Raw genomic sequence first — 18,420 nt, 5'->3', positions numbered from 1 at the left:
GGAGGTCCCATGGCAACCAGCTGGAGCTTGACGATCGACTGCGCGTACCCGGCGAAGTTGGCGGGGTTCTGGGCACTGGCGCTGGGCTATAGGGCGAAGCCCGCACCGGAAGGGTTCGGGAGCTGGGAAGAATGGTTTGCGCATCATGAGATCCCGCAGGGCGAGTGGGATCAGGGCGTCTACCTCTGCGATCCGGACGGAGTGGGCCCCGGTCTGTCTCTCCTGCACGTGCCGGAGTCGAAGGTGGTGAAGAACCGACTGCATCTGGACGTGCAGGTCGGTGGCGGTCGTGACAGGCCGTGGGAGGAGCGATGGCCGCGTGTGGCCAAGGCGGTGGAGCAGCTGACTGCCGCGGGTGCGACCGTGATCCGTACCCACGAACTGCAGGGCAGGCCCGATCATGTGGTGATGGCCGACCCGGAAGGCAACGAGTTCTGCCTGGTCTGACAGCGGCCTGCGCTCCGTTGCGGATGCTGAACACGCTGGGGTGCAGAAGGCCGGTCGGAGCTTGCGGGGGTGTCGTGGAAGGCACCGCAGTGGTTCCGGCCGCAGATCTTGCGTACCGGCCCCCGCTCTTGACCGCTGCCCCCGCTACTTCGCCCCCGGGGTGAGCCGCCTACCGGCTGCGCCGGGCGGCGATCGCGGTCGAGGCCGCGAGTGCGACGCACAGCGGCGAATAGGCGAGCCGGTCAAGGCGCCGGAAGCGGGCCGAGACCGATCCCGGGGACAGCAGGTCGGTCCGCCCCGAGAGCCCGGCCACGCCGCGCACGCCGAGCACGGCCGCGACGCCGGCCGTGCCGATCCGGGACAGCGCCGGGCTCCGCCGGGGCCGCCCCGCGACCAGCAGCGCCGCGGTCCCCAACGCGCCTGCCACCGCGAAGCACGCCATGGGGCCGGGCGGGTCCGGGCGGCCGGTCACCACGTCCGAGAAGGTTTGCCGGTCGCGGAGCGGCCATGGCGAACCCAGACCCCACGCGATGTGCACACCGGAAAGAGCGGTCAACGCCGTGACAGAAATCCGGCCGGCAGCACGCTCGATCTTCATGACGCTCATGGTACGTACCACGCCGAGCGACCAGTCGACCAGGGCATGTGCCTTCCCTGTACCGCCTCGTCCAACAGTTGTGACCGAGGCATGCCCGGGCCGTGGGGGCCGTACGGTGCTGCTCCCGGTGTGCCGCGATCGTCAAGGAATCGCCAGGTTGGCACGGGGCGGTGTCGTCAAGCGGCGGAGGTGTGATGGTGGGGCCGTCCAGGACGGCTGTGCCGGCCTGGGTGAGGGCGTCACTGACAGGCAGAGCGCGGATCGTGGCACCTCTTGAGCCTGACTCCAGGTTTGCGCTGAAGGCGGCATTCCCTGATCAGACGCCGCCATCCAGTATGCCGTGACCACTGACCCACCGTTGTGACAGGTGGTCTGCCAGCACGTGGCTCAACGGTCGGCCGTCCATGCCGCATCCGTGGGCGGGATGCCATGAGTGAGGATGTGGCGGACGATCCTGAACGCCTCGCCGAGGAGCACTGTGTCTTCGTCGGGGTACTCGTCGCTCTGCCCGTTCTCAAGAATGAAGCCGTCGCTCCAGTCTTCGGCCCCTGGGTCTGACGCGTGTTCACCGGGGTCGTCCTCGCCGTCGAGCAACATCACCATCGCTCGCTCGGTGTTCGTTACGACAGCAAGGCTCCGTCCCAATGAGCTGGTCAGCCACGACTCCAGTTCGCCGTCGGCGATCCTCCGGCCGAGCTCATCAACGGCCTCCTCGGCCGACACCGGCGGAGCACCCTCGCTGAAGGCCCACTTCTCGATCACGGGCACGACCATCTCACGCAGTGGAAGCCGGTGGGCGGCGGATTCCGCGGCCGCCTTGCCGAGCCGGCGCCGCGCATCAGCCCGCCGTCGCGGCAACGTCCTCCAGGCCCTCCTGTGCGACGGACGGCGCGACGAGCTCATGTCGCTGACGGCTCTTGTGGCGTGACAAACGGCATGAGGAATCGCTGAGACAGGTCAGCAGGCCCACCAGGGTGTTTGTCAAGCGACCGGTTCCGATATATCGTTGACGCATCGCGACAGATCAACGATGGAAGGAGCGTAGCGATGCGTTCGCATGGACACGAGCATGAGCACGGGCACGGACATGGGCACTGCGGGCCCGGTCATCAAGGTCGGGGCGACTTCGAGGGGCGGCGGGCGGCCTTCGGGCAGTTCGGTCCGCCGTTCGGTGGCGGCCCCTTCGGTGGCGGACGCGGCCGGGGCGGTGGCCGGGGGAGGGCGCGCCGCGGTGACGTACGTGCGTCGATCCTGGCGCTGCTGAAGGACCGGCCGATGCACGGGTACGAGATGATCCAGGAGATCGGCGAGCGCAGCGGCGGGGCCTGGCGGCCCAGTCCGGGCTCGGTCTATCCAACCCTCCAACTACTGGAGGACGAGGGCCTGATCGTCAGCGCGAGCGAGGGCGGCAAGAAGCTTTTCACGCTCACCGACACCGGTCGCACCGAGGCGGAGTCGGGTCCCGACGCGCCCTGGGAGGAAGCCGGGCGCGGTGTCGACTGGGAGAGCGTCAACGAGATCCGGCAGGCCGGTTTCGGTCTGATGGAGGCGTTCGGTCAGGTCTGGAAGACCGGCTCGGCCGATCAGCGTCAGAAGGCGCTCACGGTCATCAATGACGCGCGTAAGAAGCTCTATCTGATCCTCGCCGACGAGCACTGAGTCTGCGGGCAGGGAGCCGAGGGCCTCGCGGTCGAGCCGCGAGGCCCTTCCCGTCGCTCCGGTGGCGGTCAGGCGGCGACGAGCCCGCCCAGTTTGCGCAGCGACTCGACGAGCGCGGCGGTTGCCGAGTCCTTGAGCTTTCCGGCCATCAGGGAGACTGCGGCGCCGGTGAACTCCCCGTCGATGCGTACCGTGGTCGCGTCCCCGTCGGGGGTCAGTGAGTAGCGCATGGCCAGGTTGACGCCCATCGGCCCCTTGCCCTTGGTGGTCAGCAGGCGCGCGGTCTCCAGCTCCGCCACCGTCCAGGTCACCTCGGCGGGGAAGCCCATGAGCTTCATGTTCTCCTCGAAGGTGGCCGCGATTACGAGTGTTGTCGGGCCGCCATTGGGGAAACTGGTGTGGGTGGCGTTCCACTGGCCGTACTCGGTGAAGTCCGTCAGCTGGGCCCAGACCTTCTCGGCCGGTGCTTCGATGCGTGCTTCTGCGCTGACTTCGGCCATGCGACCACCCCTTCTCGGCGGGTTACGGTGTCGCGGAACGTAGTCGTAGTGACGTGAACATTCAATACTGATGAACTGTCAGATCTGCGTGGTCCGTTCCCTCCGCTCCGGCCCGCCAGATCAGTGCGGCATCGAATCGGTCGGAGGCGCGCGGGTGCGGGCCGTCGTCATGGCAGTGGAACGCGGCCCAGAAGAGATCGGCGCGCAGGGCGTGCACCGGTGCGTGGATCCGGTATACGTACTCCCGTCCGTCGAGCGCCGACAGGGCGACCAGCCAGGACACCTCCGTGGACTCCCTTCCGGCTGCCGTATGGGTGGTGTGGCCTGTGGGACGTACGAGGGTGGCTCGGGGTTGCTCCGGGGGCGCTGTGCAAGGCGGCGCGCGCCGTTTTCCCGGATCGGATCCGGGAATGGCGAGATCTCATCCGTAAGGAGGAGGAAGCGCTCTGGTGTGCCCAACTTGCGTGGGATGCCTAAATGGGCCCCTCCGGCGATGCTCCGGCGCGGTGGGGCTGATGGGGTAAGAGGTGTGCAAAACCGGACGCCGCGGATCCCTCAGCAGCCCGCACCGAACCGTGCTGAGTTCGACGCCAGACTCACTGTGGAGCTGGCCGCCGTGGTGACGGGTGCCCGAAGGCGCGCACTGCGCGACGGCGACCGGCAGATCGACACCGCGCATCTGCTGCACTCCCTCATCGAATCGGACCCCGAGGTGCGGGCGGCCTTCGAGGGCGGACCCCAACTTGCCAAGGTGCTCGGATATCTCGTCCAGCGCAGTATCGGATACGGGCTCCGCTGGCAGGGTGCGGTGGAGGATTCCGGTGCTGTCCCGGTCGTCGAGGACCCGGATTCCGCGGTGCGGGACACGGGGGTGGAGGGCTGGTCGCCCTCGGCCGCTTCGGCGATGGCCGAAGCCCGTGAGCGGGCGGAGCTGCGCGGCGACGCGCGGGCCGGAGGGCTCGATCTGCTGGTGGCGCTGGCCTCGGACCACGAGTGCCGGGCCGTCGAGGTGCTGCAGCGGGCCGGTATCCACGCGGAGCAGCTTGCGGCCCGGATCGTGGGGACGTCCGGCCAGGGGTGGCGGGGGGCCGGAGGCTGACGGCCTGACGCGCAAACACCGATTCAGTGTGGCGGTTCGGTCAGGGCCTTGAAGGCCGGGCGGAGCAGGGTGGCGATGCGGTCGGCGGGAGCGTCGCGGAGGGCTTCGAGGCCGAGTAGCTGGTGGCCGATGGTGACGCCGACCATGGTGGTGATGACCAGTGCGGCGCGCAGCTCGGGGTCCTCGACCTCCGGCAGTGCCGCGCCGATGCTGCCGATCTGCCGGTCGAGGGTGGTGCGGGCGTGATCGGCCGCGGCCGGATCGGTGAGCATGGAGCGCATCATCGCCAGCATGCCGTCGGGAAGGCCACCGAGATTGAGGCCGAGTGTGGCGATCAGTTGATCCACCAGCGCATCGCCGTCGGTGTCGGCCGGCAGTGCGGGGGACACCTGCACGGCCTGGGTGAACAACTCGCGTTTCGACCTGAAGTACTGCATGACCAGAGCCGGATCGACGCCTGCCACGGCTGCCACGGCACGGATGGTGGTGCGATCGAAACCCCGCTCGGCGAACAGCTCACGGGCGCTGTCGAGGATGCGTGCCTCGGTGGCTCGGCGGCGGTCGGCGCGGGAGATGTGAGGGACGGTCACGATTTCACTCTACAACCGTTGACCGGAGCCATGGCGGGGTCGTACGTTCATTGGGTCAACATTCGTTGAGTGAATGGAGTGGGCAGTGGATGGAGTGAGCTCCGTGTCGGGTCTGCAGAAGCCCTCGGCCCGTACGCCCCGCGAGGTGCTGGGCCGCTATCACCAGGCCATGCTCGACAAGTCCGCGGACGACCTCGCCGACCTGTACACGGCGGACGCGGTGCATGAGTTCCCGTTCTCCTCCCCCGGGTTCCCTTCCCGCTACGAGGGGCGCGAGGAGGTGCGTGCCGGCTACCGGGCGGCCTGGGGCGCGAGCCCCGTCCGGGTGGAGGCCGTCGAGGGCATGGAGATCCACGAGACCGCCGATCCGGAAGTGATCATTGGCGAGCACGTCGTGGTCGGCTCACTGCCGACCGGGAGCGGCACCTTCACCGTGCCCGGTGTGCTGATCGTCCGAGTCCATGACGGACTGATCACGCGAGTCCGTGACTACATGGACGGACTGGCTGTCGTCGGGCTGGGCGAACTGATGTCGAAAGCCGCGGTGGAGCCGAGCGTCTGACGGGGAGCGTGCGTCAGGGGTCACAGGGGTGACGCTACTGACCACAGCTGTCATGATGTGCCGATGCACGCGTCTCAGGGGAGAAGCGCCAGCTTGGGACTTGCCCTGGCCTCGGCGTTCGCATTCGGTGGTTCAGGGGTGGCGGCCAAGCCGCTGATCGAGGCAGGACTCGATCCGCTCCATGTGGTGTGGCTACGGGTGGCGGGCGCCGCCCTTGTCATGCTGCCCGTCGCCTGGCGCCACCGGGTTCTCGTGCGCAGCCGGCCGATCCTGCTGCTGGGGTTCGGGCTGCTTGCCGTGGCCGGTGTGCAAGCCTTCTACTTCGCTGCGATTTCCCGTGTCCCCGTCGGTGTCGCTCTTCTCGTCGAGTACCTGGCGCCCGCGCTCGTCCTGGGCTGGGTCCGCTTCGTCCAGCGCCGGCCGGTCAGCCGGGGCGCCGCGGTCGGTGTGGTGCTCGCCGTCGCGGGACTCACCTGCGTGGTCGAGATCTGGTCGGGGCTGAGCTTCGACGTGGTCGGGCTGCTGCTCGCGCTCGGCGCCGCCTGCTGCCAGGTCGGCTACTTCGTCCTGTCGGACCAGGGCAGCGCGGACAGCGCGAAAGGAGTCGAACCTCCGCATCCGGTCGGTGTCATCGCGTACGGGCTGTTGATCGGCACGGTCGTCCTCACCGTGGTCGCGCGGCCCTGGGGCATGGACTGGTCGGTTCTGGGCGGCAGCGCGGGCATGGACGGCACGGATGTACCTGCCTGGCTGCTGCTCGTCTGGATCGTGCTGATATCGACGGTGATCGCCTATGTCACCGGGGTGATCTCGGTGCGGCTGCTCTCACCGGCGGTGGCGGGTGTCGTCGCCTGTCTCGAGGCGGTCATCGCCACCGTGCTCGCCTGGGTGATGCTCGGCGAGCACCTGTCGGCGCCGCAGCTCATCGGCGGCTCCATGGTGCTGATCGGTGCCTTCATCGCCCAGTCGGCGACACCGAAGACGCCCTCCGGCCCCGTCGCATCCGGACGGGGTGAGGGGCATACCGCGGGATCGGACCGAGGCCATGCCGCTGTCGAGGGGAAGTTGTCCGCAGGTCGTGCTGCGACGTAATGTGCCGATCAGGCATTCGACCGTACTTCCGCCGCCTGCCGCCTAGCGCGGGCGGTCATTCCTGACGAAGACCGGGCTCGGGCAGTCCCGAACGGTTCGACGCTGCCCGTGTACGGAGCCGAGCGACCACCGTCCTGTCTTCATCCGGAGAAGTCACGTGTCGAACCCTGCTGCCGGACTGCCCGTCGGGCGGAGCCTCTTCTATCTGATCGTCGCCGGTGTCGCCTGGGGCACTGCAGGGGCCGCCGCTTCGCTGATCTTCGAGGTCAGCGATCTGGGCCCGCTCGCCCTGTCGTTCTGGCGCTGCCTGGGCGGCCTCGTACTGCTGCTCGCCGCGCTGGCGCTACGGTCCCGACGCGCGGCCGTCCTCGCCGAGCCGCGCCGCCGCCGGCTGCTGCGCGTCCTGGGGACCGGCGTCGGTCTCACCGTCTTCCAGAGCGCGTACTTCGCGGCTGTCGAGGCGACCGGCCTCGCGGTCGGGACCGTCGTCACCCTTGGAGCGGGCCCCGTGTTCATCGCGGTCGGTGCACGGCTGACCATGGGGGAGCGGCTGGGACGCGGCGGACTCACCGCGGTGGTGGGTGCGCTGGCCGGGCTCGCCGTGCTCGTGCTCGGCGGCGACGGGGCCACCGTCCGCCCCGCCGGGGTCGCCCTGGCGCTGCTCTCCGCAGCCGGCTACGCGACGATCACCCTGCTGACCAGGTGGCTCGGCCGCGACGGCGGTGCCACCGACTCGCTGGCCACCAGCGCATGGGCATTCGGGATCGGAGCCGTCGGACTGCTGCCGATGGCTGCGGCCGAGGGGCTCGTACCGCATACCGCTCAGGCCGCGCAGGTCCTGACGCTGCTGGTGTACGTGGCGGCGGTACCGACCGCGCTCGCCTATGCGCTCTACTTCGCGGGCGCCGCGGCGGTGCGTGCCGCGACGGTGTCCGTGATCATGCTGCTCGAACCGGTCAGCGCGGCGGTCATCGCCGTGGTGGTGCTCCGCGAACAGCTCACCGCGGCCACCGTTGTCGGGACGCTGCTGCTCCTCGCGGCCGTGGCGGGGCTGGCGTTCGCCGAGGCGCGCAGCGCCGCGCACGCCCGCCGCCGGGCAGCAGTACCGGCCTGACCACCGGGGTGGCCGGGCCGTACCCGGCGGTGGGCTCGGTCACCCCGGGAGGAGTCAGAGCGCGGCGATGTAGTCCGGCACCCCGATGGCGGGATCGAGGTCGTTCGAGGGGAGCGGCGTCGCATAGCCGTGGGCGAGCGGGACGACGCCCGCCCAGTGGGGCAGCTCGAGGTCGCGGGGCTCGTCGTTGGGGCCGCCGGTGCGGATCTTGGCGGAGACCTCCTGGAGGTCCAGGCGTATGACCGCTGTCGCGGCCAGCTCCTTCTCGTCGGCGGGTCGCGAGTCCGCGGACCGGCCCGGCACCACGTGGTCGACGATCGCGTCGAGGGCGGTCCGCCGCTCCTTCGGGTCGGTGACCGTGCGCGCGACGCCGTGGACCACCACGGAGCGGTAGTTGATCGAGTGGTGGAAGGCGGAACGAGCGAGCACCAGCCCGTCGACATGCGTCACCGTCAGGCAGACGGGCAGGCCGGGGTCGGTCCGGCCGGCCTCCCGCAGCGGCCGGGAGCCCGTCGAGCCGTGTACGTAGAGCCGCTCGCCGACGCGGCCGAAGAGCGTAGGCAGGACGACCGGTGAGCCGTCACGGACGAAGCCGAGATGGCAGACGTACGCCTCGTCGAGTATCGAGTGGACCAGTTCCCGGTCGTACGCCGCGCGATCGCGGGAACGGGTCGGGACGGTGCGCTCGGTCGGCTGGTATCCGGCCGCGGAGTCCGGGCCCGTGGTCTGCGGAGATGCGGTGTCCGGCATTGCGTACTCCATTGCACTAGTGCATAATCTTGTTTGTGCTAGGAGAGTATCGGATCGTAGGGCGGCGTGCAGCGGAAATTGCCGCCAGTGTGGAGTGCGGGGTCGGTTCGGGGGAGCTCGCGCCCGGACAAGTTCTCCCGCCCATGCGGGAGTTGGCGGACCTGTTGGGAGTGAATCCCAATACGGTGGCGGCCGCCTACCGCACGCTCCGCGAGCGCGGGGTGATCGAGACGGCCGGGCGCCGGGGCAGCAGGGTGCGGCCGCGACCCGCGAGTACGGCGCGCGGTTCGCTCCGGGTCGAGGCGCCGCCCGGGGTGCGGGACCTGGGGGAGGGGAACCCCGATCCGGCACTGCTGCCCGCGCTGGGGGAGGCGTTCGCGGCGGCCGCGGGTGAGTATGCGCGGCGGCCCGGGATGTACGGACAGGCGCCGGTGGACCCGGAGTTCGCCGCGCTCGCCCGCGCCGCGCTGGATGCCGACGGAGTGCCGGCCGGATCCGTGGTCGCGACCTCCGGATCGCTGGATGCGATCGAGCGCGTACTGGTCGCGCATCTCAAGCCCGGTGACGCGGTGGCCATCGAGGACCCGGGGTGGGGCAGCTTGCTGGATCTCGTACCGGCGCTGGGGCTGCGCCCAGTGCCCGTCGCGCTCGACGACGAGGGACCGCTGCCCGATGCCGTCGAGCACGCGCTGAACGCCGGTGCCCGCGCCCTCGTGGTCACCGACCGCGCGCAGAATCCGACCGGGGCCGCGATCAGCGCCGGGCGCGCCTTCGAGCTGAGGGGCGTTCTTGCCGGACACCGCGGCGTCCTCCTGATCGAGGACGACCATGGGCACGCCATCGTCGATCTGCCGCTGTACCCGCTGGCGGGCGCCACGGACCGGTGGGCATTCGTGCGGTCCGTGGCCAAGGCGTACGGGCCGGATCTGCGGGTCGCCGCGCTGACCGGCGACTTGGTCACGGTCGACAGAGTGTCGGGCCGGCAGCGCCTGGGCCCCGGCTGGGTCAGCAGACTGCTGCAACGGGCCGTGGTGCACCTGTGGTCCTCGGGCGCGGTCGATTCGGGCGCGGTGGCGGAGGCGTACGCGGAGCGGCGGGACGCACTCGTGAAGGCGTTGGAGGAGCGGGGCGTGGAGGCGCACGGACGCAGTGGCATGAATGTGTGGGTGCCGGTCAGTGACGAGACCGGTGCGGTGGCGCGGCTGCTGCACGCAGGCTGGGCGGTGGCGCCCGGGGCGCGGTTCCGGATGACCGCGCCCCAGGGGATCCGGCTCACCGTCTCACCGCTGAACGGGGCCGACATCGGGCCGCTGGCCGATGCGGTGGCGGCAGCGGCGGGCCCGGCGAAACCGCTTAACTACGGCTGAGCCTCGGCCCTGGCCTTGCTGCCGCGCGCCCTGCTCTGGGTGAGAGCGGCGCCTGCCAGGACCACGAGCGCGCCGACCGGAGTGTTCCAGCTCAGCTGCTCGCCGAGCACGACGACTCCGGCCGCGGTGGCGATCACCGGAATGAAGTAGGTGACCATCTGCGCGGTCGTCGGTCCGACCTCCTCCACCAGGCCGTACTGCATCAGCACTGCGAGGCCCGTGCCGAGCGCCCCCAGAGCGACCACGGCAAGTGTCGGGAGCAGCGGGAATCCATCGGGGGCCGATGTGAACAGCGGGGTCACCAGGGCGATCTGTACCGTGCCGAGAAAGAGCTGGCTGCCGGTCAGGGCGAGCGTGGAGGAACTGCTGCCCGCCAGCGTCCTGCGGACATAGATCCAGCCGACCGGATAGCTGAGGGAAGCGAGCAGGGCCATGGCCGTACCGCTGAAGTCCAGCCCGGAGAAGCCCTGCCAGGCGCCCAGCACGGTGAGTACACCGAGGAATCCGAGCCCGAGTCCGGCGACGCGGCGACGGGTCGGCCGGTCCTCGGAGAGTGCGACGAGCGAAAGCGCCATGCCCCACAGGGGCGAGGTCGCATTGCAGATTCCGGCCAGCGTCGACGGGATGCTCAGCTCGGCATATGCGAAGAGCGAGAACGGCAGTGCGTTCAGGAAGAACGCGGCGACGGCCAGGTGCCCCCAGGTGCGGGCGCCGTGCGGCAGCCGCTCACGCCGTACCACCATCGCGACGGCCAGCACCGCCGTGCCCGACAGCAGGCGGCCGAGAGTGACCTGGAACGGGGCATACCCCTCGGTACCGACCTTGATCAGAAGGAAGCTGAATCCCCAGATGAGCGAGAGCGCCCCGAACCGGATCCGCCAGTCCAGGGCCCGGCGCGCGGCAGGTGCTGAGATCGGAGCCGGAGTGGTCGTCCCTGCCGGTACGGCAGGGGCGGGGGGCTTGACGGGAGGAGTGGTTCTCGGCGTGGCAGGGGCGCTCATGCGGTCAACCATGACGAAAACAATCGCGTAGGACAAGTGAGATTTTGTGCGGGAATTCGCGTAGCATTGCTTACATGTTGAACCTGGAGCGCCTGCGCACCCTGGATGCCCTCGCCCGGCACGGTTCGGTCAGCGGCGCCGCCGAGGGGCTGCACATCACCACATCGGCGGTCTCCCAGCAGATGTCGAAGCTGGAGCGGGAGGTGGGGCAGCAGCTCCTCGCCAAGAACGGCCGTGGGGTCCGGCTCACCGACGCCGGTCAGCTGCTGGCCGACCACGCGGCCCGGATCCTGTCCCAGGTTGAGCTGGCCCAGTCCGACATCGAGGCGCAGCGCGGTGAGGTGGTGGGCGAGATCCGGCTCTCCGCATTTCCGACCGCGGCGCGCGGACTCTTTCCCGCGGTGCTCCTCGCGCTGCGCGCCGATCATCCCGAACTGCGCGTGCACACACGGGAATTGGAGCCAGAGGACGGAATTCGTGCGGTGATCAGGGGTGACGTCGACCTCGCGGTGGTACTGGACTGGAGCAACAAGCGGCTGCCGGTGCCCGGTGGCCTGGCCAAGGCCGAACTCCTCGACGACGCACCGGACATCGCGATGCCGGCCGGTCATCGGCTCGCGGACCGGGCGGAGGTGGACCTGGAGGAGTTCGCCGACGACGAATGGGTGTCATGGCCGGAGGGCGAATTCTGCTACGACTGGCTGATGTTCACTCTGCGCTCGAAGGGCATCGAACCGCGCATCGCGCATCTGGCGGGCGAGCACCACACCCAACTCGCCTTGATCGCCGCGGGTATGGGGGTCTGTGTGGCGCCGCGACTGGGCCGAGGGCCGGTACCCGACGGGGTGCGGCTCGTGCCTGTACGGCAGAAGATGCGACGGCACGTCCATGCCGTGTGGCGTACCGGCGCGGACCGGCGTCCGTCGATCAGGGCGGCGGTGACGGCGCTGCGGACGGCCGGTCGGGAGCTGGATGCGCCGTCGTCGTAGGACGGGGAAGGGTGTCCTCAGGGCGCGGGCGGTCCTGCGAGCTTCCGGAAGTCCCAGGAGGTGATGGACTGAGGGGTGAGCCGTAGCCAGGCGTGCCGGCCGTCGTGCGGCATGGTGTCCATCCCGAAGTACTTCGCCGCGAACAGCCGTTCCGGCACGTCGAGTTCGGGGTACGGTTCGCCGGTGCGGGGTGCCTCGCCCACAGGGGCGGCCGCGCCGGCGAGTTCGATGCCGCGCAGATCCGCGTACTCCACCCCGTCGTCCACGATCACCGCGATCCTCGGGTCCTTGCGCAGCTGGGACCAGCGCAGGCTGCGGGTGATCGAGTACAGCCAGATCGAGGTGCCGTCCCAGGTGAACCAGAGGGCGCCGACGTGCGGGCGGCCGTCCGCGGACACGGTGGCGACCCGGCAGGTGCGTTGCTCGGCGAGATAGGTGTCGCGTTCCGCGTCCGTCATCGTGATCCGACGGCCCCGTCGCTGAATGGCGGCCATGGGACGCCCCCTCCCGATAGCTGACTCTGTGTCAGAAATCATGGGGCCTCTTCCCTCATCACGCAATGGCGGTTAACCTCGCGCGCCCGATCCGCCACCGAAAGGGGCAGCCGTGCCGTCGAAGGAACAACTTGCCGAGCAGCTCGATCCGGCCACCACCGTGCTTCTGACGGTCGAATGCCAGCAGGGCGTCGTGGGCCCCGGGAGCGCGCTGCCCGAACTGGCCGAGGAGGTCAGGTCCTCCGGCGCCCTCCACCGCGTCGCCCGACTGGTCGCAGCCGCTCACGAGGCCGGAGCCCAGGTACTGCACGCGGTGGCCGAACGGCGGCCCGACGGGCGGGGTGCCAACAACAACGCCCGCCTCTTCCGGGCCGCCGGCCGGTTGCCCGTACAACAGCACTCGGGGACTACGGCGGTACGGATCGCCGAGCCCATCGAGGTGGCGGACGAAGACCTCGTCGTGCGCAGACTGCACGGCCTTTCGCCCATCGCCGGCACGGATGTGGACGCAATTCTCCGCAACCTCGGCTGCCGGACGCTCGTCGTCACCGGGGTCTCGGCCAATGTCGCCATCCCCAACGCCGTGTTCGACGCGGTGAATCTCGGATACACGGCGGTGGTGCCGTCCGACGCCATCGCGGGGGTGCCGGCCGACTACACCCCCGCGGTGATCCGCAACACACTCGCCCTCGTCGCCACCATCACGACCACCGATGACGTACTCGGCTGCTGGCGGAGCCGAGTGCGGGCCAGGGCCTGACCGGCGGATCAGGCCGGACCGGCCCTAGGGCACGAGCGTGATCGAGTCGCCCTTGACCGTGATCGGCCGGGCGGGAAGCGGCCGGGTGGCCGGACCTGCCTCCACACTGCCCGTCGCCACATCGAACTTGCTGCCGTGACAGGGGCAGTTGATGGTTCCGTCCGACACGCTCGACACCGCGCATCCCTGGTGGGTGCACTTCGACGAGAACGCCTTGAACTCGCCGGCCTTAGGCTGTGTCACCACGACGTCCTGGTCGGCGAAGATCACTCCGCCGCCCTCCGGAATGTCGGCGGTCTTTGCCAGAGCGGCTCCGCCGTCGTCCGATCCGCCACGGGCCGGCTCGACCGCATCCGAACCGCCACGGGTCGGCTCGACCGCATCCGAACCGCCCGAGTCCTTCTGGTTGCCGCACGCGGTGAGTACGACACCCACCGAGACGGCCCCGACCGCTGCGACAACGGCCCGACGCCCGGGACGGACCTCGTGGTCCTGCGATGCGCTCATGCTGGCTTTCCCTTCCACGATGTTCATGACTTCGGTGTCCGACCAGGGGTACGCGCAGCGGAACGCCCGCGTTCAATGCCCCCGGGGACTTCTTGAGGAAGTCCCGCTCCAGCAGCAACAGATTGCTGACCGTCTCCTCCCGGGTGACCAGATGGCCGGACCCGGACAACGGCAGAACCGTGTGCGACCGGCCCGTGGCCGGCAGCGCGGCGGAGAACCGCAGCATGTGGGCGACGGCCACATTGTCATCGGCAGGTCCGTGCACCAGCATGAGCGGGCGTGCCAGCCCGGCCGCCTCCGAGAGCAGTGAACTGCGGTAGTGGTTCCCCGAAAGTACACCCGGGTGGCCGAGAAACCGTTCCTCCCAATGGGTGTCGCAGAGCCGTGGGCCGGTCGGCGCGCCACCGGCGACCGCCGCGCGGAAGACCTCCGGGCGACGCAGCACAGCGGCAGCCGCGAGATACCCGCTGAACGGCCGGCCGCGCATGGCGACCCGCGCCGGGTCCAGCTCGGGATACTGCGCGGCAGCCGCGTGCAGCGTGTCCCTGTATGGAGTGGCCCGCGTACGGGATGACCAGGACGGGCAGCAGGGCGTCCCCCGGCCGGTGCCACGACGGCGGATACGGCCTGCTGCGCAGCTCACGTCACCGTCCTCGTACAGCCGGAGCCGGCTGACCTGACCCGTACCGGACATGGTCCGTACGAGGAGCACCCGGGCGCCGTCCGGTGAGACGGCGAACTGCCGGGGGACTTCGAGCGAGAAGCGGAGGGCGTGGGCGAACTGCCGGGGGAATCGACGAGGGGTGTCGAGCGCGTCGTCAGCCGTGGAGTCGAACGGGGGAGTGACGGACACACCGTGACAGGCGGAATCCGGACCGACCGGCCCCTGCCCAGGTACGGGCCGGGCTGTGGGGAGGCCACGCATCGCGTGTGATTGTCAGAGGCGTCTGCGAGGCTGAGCGGTATGACACTGAGGAACTTCAACGACCTCGAGCGGGCCATTCGCGGCGGTTGGGGCGCGGACACCACGACGCCGGAACACCGTCCGCACTGGACCCCGGACAATCCGGCGCGCGACCAGTGCGGTGTGACAGCCCTGGTGGTGCACGACCTGTTGGGCGGTGAGCTGATCCGCGGTGAGGTTCATGTCAGTGGTGAGCGAGTGGACTACCACTGGTGGAACCGTCTGGGCATGGGGATCGAAGTCGATCTCACGCGCGAGCAGTTCGCCCCCGATGAGACAGTCGTCGGCGGAGTGGTGATCGAACGGCCTGCGGAGATCGTGCGGCTCCGTGAGGAGTATGAGCTTCTCCGCAGCCGAGTCGTGGCGGAGCTGTGTTCGTAGGCGATACGACTCCGGGATTTCCCGTGCGGTGACGATGCGGGGTCAGCGAGCTGTCGCGTCGTTCGCGCGGAAGACCGCTTCTCCCCCGCGCAACCGGGCGAAGAGGAGGGTCCGGTCCAGCTGCTCATCGTCCTCGTCCTCCTCGTTGCTGAACACCTGGTCCACCAACAGTTCGCGCAGGTGCTCCTGTACGCCGTCGCCGTATCCCTGCTGGTAGTCGTCCAGATCGAAGTGGGTGTCCGCCTCCACCGTGGCGATCGTGCAGTGCTCGTCCTCGATGACCAGCCGGGCGCGGATGGTGCCTGTCTGGAGAGTCCGGTCGTTGTAGTAGCCGTAGACGACCTCGGCCTCGATGTCGCCGCCGACGGACATCTCGCCGTCGGTGTGCACCGCGTGGGCTGTCACATCACCGCCGACGGCGACGACGGATTCGGGGCCGCAGTCGGCCAGACAGCCTTCGACGGTCAACGAGCCGGTGACCACGAACGGGGCCACCACGTCCAGATGCCCCTTCACCACGAGATCCCCGTGGCGGAAGAACGGCGCGCCCGTCCGCTGGTCACCGATCAAGGTACGGTCCGTACGGGCGTCGTCGCCGAGCATCTCTGCGCACAACTCCGGTATCAGCCGCACGTGATCGGGATCGGCGTCGTTGCGCAGCTCGGCGATGAATTCCTGGTAGCTGTCGAACTTCGGCCGCACGAGCTCCGTCAGCCAGCCACTCCCGTCCGGAATCCCGGCGGCCCGACAGGCTTCGGATGCAGCGATCCGCTTTGCCTCGGCGACCCGGCGGGCAACCGCCATGTCTATGGGCAACGGCCTGTCGTCCACTGCGGAATCATCGCCATGTGCCGGTGCGCCCGCCGCCTTCAGCATGGCCACGATCTCCGTTCGCGTCTCCCGTTGTATCCGGCTGAACTGCGGCAGACGCAGTGCGAACCCCAGCGGGGTCTCGCCGCGGCTGTCGACGGCGCGCACGTCCGCGCCGCGCTCCAGAAGCGTCCGTGCCATCTCCGGGCACGGCAGCGGAACCTCGCTGTTCCACGGAGTCGTGACCGCTCGGTGAAGAGGGGTGGCTCCGTCCTCGTCGCGGGCCGATATGTCCGCCCCTTTTGGCGATCAAGGCGCGCACCTCGGCGGCCCGTTCGGAGGCGTCGACGTCATGGGCAGGGCTGACGGCAGCAAAAAGGGCTCTGTTCACCGAGGCGCTCATGGCAGGACTCTATGAACCGCCACTGACAACCCGTCCCGTCGACAGGATTCCGCGCCCGGACCGTAACCCTTGGCGGATCGGTGGCGGGGAGCGGGTCAGAGGCTCGGGTCGCGATGGGTGGGCCGTCCGTCGAGGACGGTGAGCAGCACGGGGAGTTGGGGGCAGGTCCGTGGCTGGGGCACGGAGAGGGGCGTCCGCGAAGACGGTGAGGTCGGCGCGGTGGCCGACGGCGAGGCGACCTGCATGTTGTTCTCCACCCGCCGCGTAGGCGGCGTTGAGAGTCATCCCCTGGAGCGCCTCCAGTGGTGTCAGCGCCTGTTCGGGCCGTGCGGGGGCTGGGTCAGGTCACGGCCGGGGCGGTGGTGGGGCCACCGGCCATGACGGCCAGCGGCGGACAGGGTGCGATCGGCCAGTCGGAGCCGAGGACGACGGTGGCGCCCGTGGCCCACAGGTCCCGGCAGCGCCAGGCACGCGAGGCGCGCTCCTCGCCGAGGCGCCGGGACCAGCTGTCGGTGTGGTCGGCGCGAGTGAAGTCGCAGCAGTGAGTGGGCTGCATGGAAGCGATGACGCCCAGTTCCGCGAATCGGCGCAACGTGTCGTCGGGGACCGTCTCGAAATGTTCGATCCGGTGCCGGACACCCGTGTCCCCGGTTGTGCGCGCCTTCTCGGCGGAGTCGAGGTCGGCTCATTGCGGCCGGGCCGCTCGGTCCGGTGCGCAGGCCGGCCCATGGCGCGGCCGACGACTGCTCAGTCGCCGGGACCGGCGGCGGTGGTTCGTCGGTCCCGGGCGCCGGACGTACAACAGTCCGGCTGACCCCGAGCGCACCGGCGTGGTCCATGAGCGTGCCGCTCTCCGGGCCGAGTTCGTGTTCGGCCGCGCTGACGGCCATCCGCGTCCCGGCTTCGGGGCGGTCTCCGGCGTCGGTGTCGGCGTGCGCGCCGGGACCGTCGATGACGACCAGAATCTGATTGGTCGTCACATGCGGGAGCGGAACTCCCCTCGGTCCACGCCGTCACGGATGAGGCCCTCCAAGTGGCTGCTTCACAGGGCCTCCTGGTGGCCGCCCCTGTCATGCGACACGGGACGGTAGCGACTGAGGCGCCGGGCGTTGATCCGGAGCCGACTGATGTCGTCGTATGCGGCACCCGTCGCGAGTGCGAATAAGTACGCGAGGTGCTCCGTGGGTGTTCCCGCCGCCCTGTCCGTAGGTACGAAGGTGTCCAGTTCGGCGCCGGCGGCGGTGTCGAACGCCTCGGCCGCGAGGTCCTCCACCGCGAGGAAGTGGTGGCTGATGAGATCCGGGCGGACATCGAGCTGCTCGCCGATCCGGCGCAGAGTGATGCACTCCAGACCCTCGGTCGGGGCGACGGTGGCAGTCGCGTCGACGATTTCCGCACGTCGGTCCGATGGTGTTCTTCGAGTCCGCTGCCGCTGGGTGCTGGACGACATACCGGCGAAACTATTGAGTGTGTGACCAATAAGTGAGCGAGTGGGTGCGCCCAGCGCCCGGAGGGCTCCATGACTTCCGCGATTCCCGGCCCGCACACAGACGCGTCCGGCATGGGGCCGGTCTCCGATCAGGCCGGACGCCTCGAGGCCCACGGCATCGGCCATATTCCCGAGCGTGAACGGCGCGGCCGTGCGCGGGGATTGTTCGCCGTCCGGGCGGCGGCAAACGTCGACTGCCTGAGCCTGGCGGTCGGCGGCGCACTGATACTGATGGGTCTCAGCCTCTGGCCGGCCGCCGTGACGGTCGTGGGCAACCTGCTCTGGGCTCCGGTCGGCCTGCCGGCCGTCTCCGGCCCGGCTTCCGGCACCCCCAGTGAAGTGATCACGCGCACGATGTTCGGCATCCGCGGCAACAGGGCGAACATCACCGTCGCCGGCTGGGCCATCTCAACCCGGTGGCTGCCGGACTCGCCGCCCTCTCCCGCGTAACAGAAGGCCGGCATCGGTCAAGGGGCCGGAGTCCAGACCGTGATTGTGCTGATCACCGCGGCAGTTACGGTCCTGCTCACGTCCGGTATCTATGCGGCCCTCTTCCTCATGTGGCAGATCCCGGTCGGACACCTGCGCGGGCCCGTCGCCATGTCCGTCGGCATCGCCCTCACCACCATGCTCGGCAACATCGGCAGCTTCCTGGCCCCCTACATCGTGGGGTGGCTGCGCGACGCGACCGGAAACTACAACAGCGGCCTGTACTTCATCGCCGCCTCGCTCATCGGCTGTGCCGTCGTCACCGTGGCCGGCAACCGGATACGGACGAGCGGCGCCACCTCTCCCACCCCCATCTCACACCGCGGTGACATCGAAGAAGTCACCGCTCACTGAC

Annotated in this window: 23 protein-coding genes and 2 pseudogenes; 12 read left to right on the top strand and 13 right to left on the bottom strand. The window is 69.6% G+C overall.

Translation table 11 applies throughout. The annotated features are described in order from the left end of the window. Positions 1-9 precede the first annotated feature (9 nt). Entirely contained in the window at positions 10-447 is a 438-nt protein-coding gene (locus IEZ15_RS33800; RefSeq protein ID WP_189280761.1) for a VOC family protein, read from the top strand. Positions 448-616: 169 nt separating this feature from the next. Here IEZ15_RS33800 and IEZ15_RS33795 read toward each other — a convergent pair whose 3' ends face one another. Next, complete coding sequence (locus IEZ15_RS33795) at positions 617-1,045, bottom strand: DUF3995 domain-containing protein (RefSeq protein WP_189280760.1); 429 nt, start codon at positions 1,043-1,045, stop codon at positions 617-619. Between the two features lie 387 nt (positions 1,046-1,432). Next, positions 1,433-1,807 (bottom strand): hypothetical protein, encoded by a 375-nt coding sequence (locus IEZ15_RS33790; RefSeq protein ID WP_229846286.1) that lies wholly within the window; start codon positions 1,805-1,807, stop codon positions 1,433-1,435. A 285-nt stretch (positions 1,808-2,092) separates the two neighbouring features. On the opposite strand from IEZ15_RS33790, the gene IEZ15_RS33785 reads away from it, so the two are divergent. Further along, on the top strand, positions 2,093-2,704 hold the full coding sequence (locus tag IEZ15_RS33785) for a PadR family transcriptional regulator (protein ID WP_189280758.1): 612 nt from the start codon (positions 2,093-2,095) through the stop codon (positions 2,702-2,704). Positions 2,705-2,772: 68 nt separating this feature from the next. Here the strand turns inward: IEZ15_RS33785 and IEZ15_RS33780 are convergent, their stop codons facing one another. Both IEZ15_RS33780 and IEZ15_RS33775 read right to left on the bottom strand, forming a co-directional pair. After that, positions 2,773-3,204, bottom strand: a complete 432-nt coding sequence (locus IEZ15_RS33780; protein WP_189280757.1) for a type II toxin-antitoxin system Rv0910 family toxin — start codon at positions 3,202-3,204, stop codon at positions 2,773-2,775. A gap of 61 nt (positions 3,205-3,265) precedes the next feature. Further along, complete coding sequence (locus tag IEZ15_RS33775; RefSeq protein ID WP_114243389.1) at positions 3,266-3,487, bottom strand: hypothetical protein; 222 nt, start codon at positions 3,485-3,487, stop codon at positions 3,266-3,268. Between the two features lie 246 nt (positions 3,488-3,733). Here IEZ15_RS33775 and IEZ15_RS33770 point away from each other — a divergent pair, with 246 nt between their 5' ends. Then, the gene (locus IEZ15_RS33770; RefSeq protein ID WP_189280756.1) at positions 3,734-4,303 is read left to right on the top strand and encodes a Clp protease N-terminal domain-containing protein; all 570 of its coding nucleotides are present in this window, start codon (positions 3,734-3,736) and stop codon (positions 4,301-4,303) included. A 23-nt stretch (positions 4,304-4,326) separates the two neighbouring features. Here IEZ15_RS33770 and IEZ15_RS33765 read toward each other — a convergent pair whose 3' ends face one another. After that, the gene (locus tag IEZ15_RS33765) at positions 4,327-4,893 is read right to left on the bottom strand and encodes a TetR/AcrR family transcriptional regulator (protein WP_189280755.1); all 567 of its coding nucleotides are present in this window, start codon (positions 4,891-4,893) and stop codon (positions 4,327-4,329) included. Positions 4,894-4,996: 103 nt separating this feature from the next. On the opposite strand from IEZ15_RS33765, the gene IEZ15_RS33760 reads away from it, so the two are divergent. The 3 genes from IEZ15_RS33760 (at position 4,997) to IEZ15_RS33750 (ending at position 7,661) form a co-directional block, all read left to right on the top strand. Continuing rightward, positions 4,997-5,455, top strand: coding sequence for a nuclear transport factor 2 family protein (locus IEZ15_RS33760; protein WP_229846285.1), 459 nt, complete (start codon positions 4,997-4,999; stop codon positions 5,453-5,455). Positions 5,456-5,518: 63 nt separating this feature from the next. Continuing rightward, positions 5,519-6,547 (top strand): EamA family transporter, encoded by a 1,029-nt coding sequence (locus tag IEZ15_RS33755; RefSeq protein ID WP_189280753.1) that lies wholly within the window; start codon positions 5,519-5,521, stop codon positions 6,545-6,547. A 157-nt stretch (positions 6,548-6,704) separates the two neighbouring features. Beyond that, the gene (locus IEZ15_RS33750; RefSeq protein WP_189280752.1) at positions 6,705-7,661 is read left to right on the top strand and encodes a DMT family transporter; all 957 of its coding nucleotides are present in this window, start codon (positions 6,705-6,707) and stop codon (positions 7,659-7,661) included. 54 nt (positions 7,662-7,715) lie between these two features. Here the strand turns inward: IEZ15_RS33750 and IEZ15_RS33745 are convergent, their stop codons facing one another. Beyond that, positions 7,716-8,411, bottom strand: coding sequence for a pyridoxamine 5'-phosphate oxidase family protein (locus IEZ15_RS33745; RefSeq protein WP_189280751.1), 696 nt, complete (start codon positions 8,409-8,411; stop codon positions 7,716-7,718). Between the two features lie 35 nt (positions 8,412-8,446). Here IEZ15_RS33745 and IEZ15_RS33740 point away from each other — a divergent pair, with 35 nt between their 5' ends. Next, positions 8,447-9,778, top strand: a complete 1,332-nt coding sequence (locus IEZ15_RS33740) for an aminotransferase class I/II-fold pyridoxal phosphate-dependent enzyme (RefSeq protein WP_189280750.1) — start codon at positions 8,447-8,449, stop codon at positions 9,776-9,778. Here IEZ15_RS33740 and IEZ15_RS33735 read toward each other — a convergent pair. Continuing rightward, positions 9,769-10,779, bottom strand: coding sequence for a DMT family transporter (locus IEZ15_RS33735; RefSeq protein WP_189280749.1), 1,011 nt, complete (start codon positions 10,777-10,779; stop codon positions 9,769-9,771). The genes IEZ15_RS33740 and IEZ15_RS33735 overlap by 10 nt on opposite strands. Positions 10,780-10,853: 74 nt before the next feature. On the opposite strand from IEZ15_RS33735, the gene IEZ15_RS33730 reads away from it, so the two are divergent. Further along, positions 10,854-11,768 (top strand): LysR family transcriptional regulator, encoded by a 915-nt coding sequence (locus IEZ15_RS33730; protein ID WP_189280748.1) that lies wholly within the window; start codon positions 10,854-10,856, stop codon positions 11,766-11,768. Between the two features lie 17 nt (positions 11,769-11,785). Here IEZ15_RS33730 and IEZ15_RS33725 read toward each other — a convergent pair whose 3' ends face one another. Beyond that, positions 11,786-12,262: a pyridoxamine 5'-phosphate oxidase family protein gene (locus tag IEZ15_RS33725; RefSeq protein WP_189280747.1), complete on the bottom strand. Its 477-nt coding sequence runs from the start codon at positions 12,260-12,262 to the stop codon at positions 11,786-11,788. Positions 12,263-12,374: 112 nt separating this feature from the next. On the opposite strand from IEZ15_RS33725, the gene IEZ15_RS33720 reads away from it, so the two are divergent. Further along, complete coding sequence (locus IEZ15_RS33720; RefSeq protein WP_189280746.1) at positions 12,375-13,022, top strand: cysteine hydrolase family protein; 648 nt, start codon at positions 12,375-12,377, stop codon at positions 13,020-13,022. A 24-nt stretch (positions 13,023-13,046) separates the two neighbouring features. On the opposite strand, the gene IEZ15_RS33715 is transcribed toward IEZ15_RS33720, so the two are convergent. Continuing rightward, positions 13,047-13,529, bottom strand: a complete 483-nt coding sequence (locus tag IEZ15_RS33715; RefSeq protein ID WP_114243379.1) for a Rieske (2Fe-2S) protein — start codon at positions 13,527-13,529, stop codon at positions 13,047-13,049. Positions 13,530-13,677: 148 nt separating this feature from the next. After that, a pseudogene (locus tag IEZ15_RS46835) lies at positions 13,678-14,016 on the bottom strand (alpha/beta hydrolase family protein); the annotation flags it as partial. Positions 14,017-14,493: 477 nt separating this feature from the next. Between IEZ15_RS46835 and IEZ15_RS33705 the strand changes: the two are divergent. Further along, a complete protein-coding gene (locus IEZ15_RS33705; protein WP_189280745.1) occupies positions 14,494-14,874 on the top strand; it encodes a YunG family protein in 381 nt (126 codons plus the stop codon). Positions 14,875-14,916: 42 nt separating this feature from the next. On the opposite strand, the gene IEZ15_RS33700 is transcribed toward IEZ15_RS33705, so the two are convergent. The 3 genes and pseudogenes from IEZ15_RS33700 to IEZ15_RS33690 form a co-directional block, all read right to left on the bottom strand. After that, positions 14,917-15,975: an ankyrin repeat domain-containing protein gene (locus IEZ15_RS33700; protein ID WP_189280775.1), complete on the bottom strand. Its 1,059-nt coding sequence runs from the start codon at positions 15,973-15,975 to the stop codon at positions 14,917-14,919. A 207-nt stretch (positions 15,976-16,182) separates the two neighbouring features. Further along, positions 16,183-16,766 (bottom strand): annotated as a pseudogene (locus tag IEZ15_RS33695) (amidohydrolase family protein); the annotation flags it as partial. 363 nt (positions 16,767-17,129) lie between these two features. Continuing rightward, a complete protein-coding gene (locus IEZ15_RS33690) occupies positions 17,130-17,537 on the bottom strand; it encodes a TetR/AcrR family transcriptional regulator (RefSeq protein ID WP_229846284.1) in 408 nt (135 codons plus the stop codon). Positions 17,538-17,648: 111 nt separating this feature from the next. On the opposite strand from IEZ15_RS33690, the gene IEZ15_RS33685 reads away from it, so the two are divergent. Then, positions 17,649-18,026, top strand: coding sequence for a cytosine permease (locus IEZ15_RS33685; RefSeq protein ID WP_229846283.1), 378 nt, complete (start codon positions 17,649-17,651; stop codon positions 18,024-18,026). Positions 18,027-18,065: 39 nt separating this feature from the next. Next, positions 18,066-18,419: an MFS transporter gene (locus tag IEZ15_RS33680; RefSeq protein ID WP_229846282.1), complete on the top strand. Its 354-nt coding sequence runs from the start codon at positions 18,066-18,068 to the stop codon at positions 18,417-18,419. Position 18,420 lies beyond the last annotated feature (1 nt).

This window comes from Streptomyces atratus (assembly GCF_014648655.1).
In the GTDB taxonomy this organism is placed as follows: Bacteria; Actinomycetota; Actinomycetes; order Streptomycetales; family Streptomycetaceae; genus Streptomyces; species Streptomyces atratus.
Note: the sequence above shows the minus strand (reverse complement) of the source record. Positions and strands in the feature narration are given on the sequence as shown.

What these genes read in the sequence shown, in the direction of transcription:
- IEZ15_RS33690 (WP_229846284.1), bottom strand. Translation starts at nt 17,537, where the DNA reads ATGTCGTCCAGCACCCAGCGGCAGCGGACTCGAAGAACACCATCGGAC.
- IEZ15_RS33755 (WP_189280753.1), top strand. Translation starts at nt 5,519, where the DNA reads ATGCACGCGTCTCAGGGGAGAAGCGCCAGCTTGGGACTTGCCCTGGCC.
- IEZ15_RS33800 (WP_189280761.1), top strand. Translation starts at nt 10, where the DNA reads ATGGCAACCAGCTGGAGCTTGACGATCGACTGCGCGTACCCGGCGAAG.
- IEZ15_RS33730 (WP_189280748.1), top strand. Translation starts at nt 10,854, where the DNA reads ATGTTGAACCTGGAGCGCCTGCGCACCCTGGATGCCCTCGCCCGGCAC.
- IEZ15_RS33745 (WP_189280751.1), bottom strand. Translation starts at nt 8,411, where the DNA reads ATGCCGGACACCGCATCTCCGCAGACCACGGGCCCGGACTCCGCGGCC.
- IEZ15_RS33725 (WP_189280747.1), bottom strand. Translation starts at nt 12,262, where the DNA reads ATGGCCGCCATTCAGCGACGGGGCCGTCGGATCACGATGACGGACGCG.
- IEZ15_RS33795 (WP_189280760.1), bottom strand. Translation starts at nt 1,045, where the DNA reads ATGAAGATCGAGCGTGCTGCCGGCCGGATTTCTGTCACGGCGTTGACC.
- IEZ15_RS33785 (WP_189280758.1), top strand. Translation starts at nt 2,093, where the DNA reads ATGCGTTCGCATGGACACGAGCATGAGCACGGGCACGGACATGGGCAC.
- IEZ15_RS33705 (WP_189280745.1), top strand. Translation starts at nt 14,494, where the DNA reads ATGACACTGAGGAACTTCAACGACCTCGAGCGGGCCATTCGCGGCGGT.
- IEZ15_RS33685 (WP_229846283.1), top strand. Translation starts at nt 17,649, where the DNA reads ATGGGGCCGGTCTCCGATCAGGCCGGACGCCTCGAGGCCCACGGCATC.
- IEZ15_RS33780 (WP_189280757.1), bottom strand. Translation starts at nt 3,204, where the DNA reads ATGGCCGAAGTCAGCGCAGAAGCACGCATCGAAGCACCGGCCGAGAAG.
- IEZ15_RS33735 (WP_189280749.1), bottom strand. Translation starts at nt 10,779, where the DNA reads ATGAGCGCCCCTGCCACGCCGAGAACCACTCCTCCCGTCAAGCCCCCC.
- IEZ15_RS33715 (WP_114243379.1), bottom strand. Translation starts at nt 13,529, where the DNA reads ATGAGCGCATCGCAGGACCACGAGGTCCGTCCCGGGCGTCGGGCCGTT.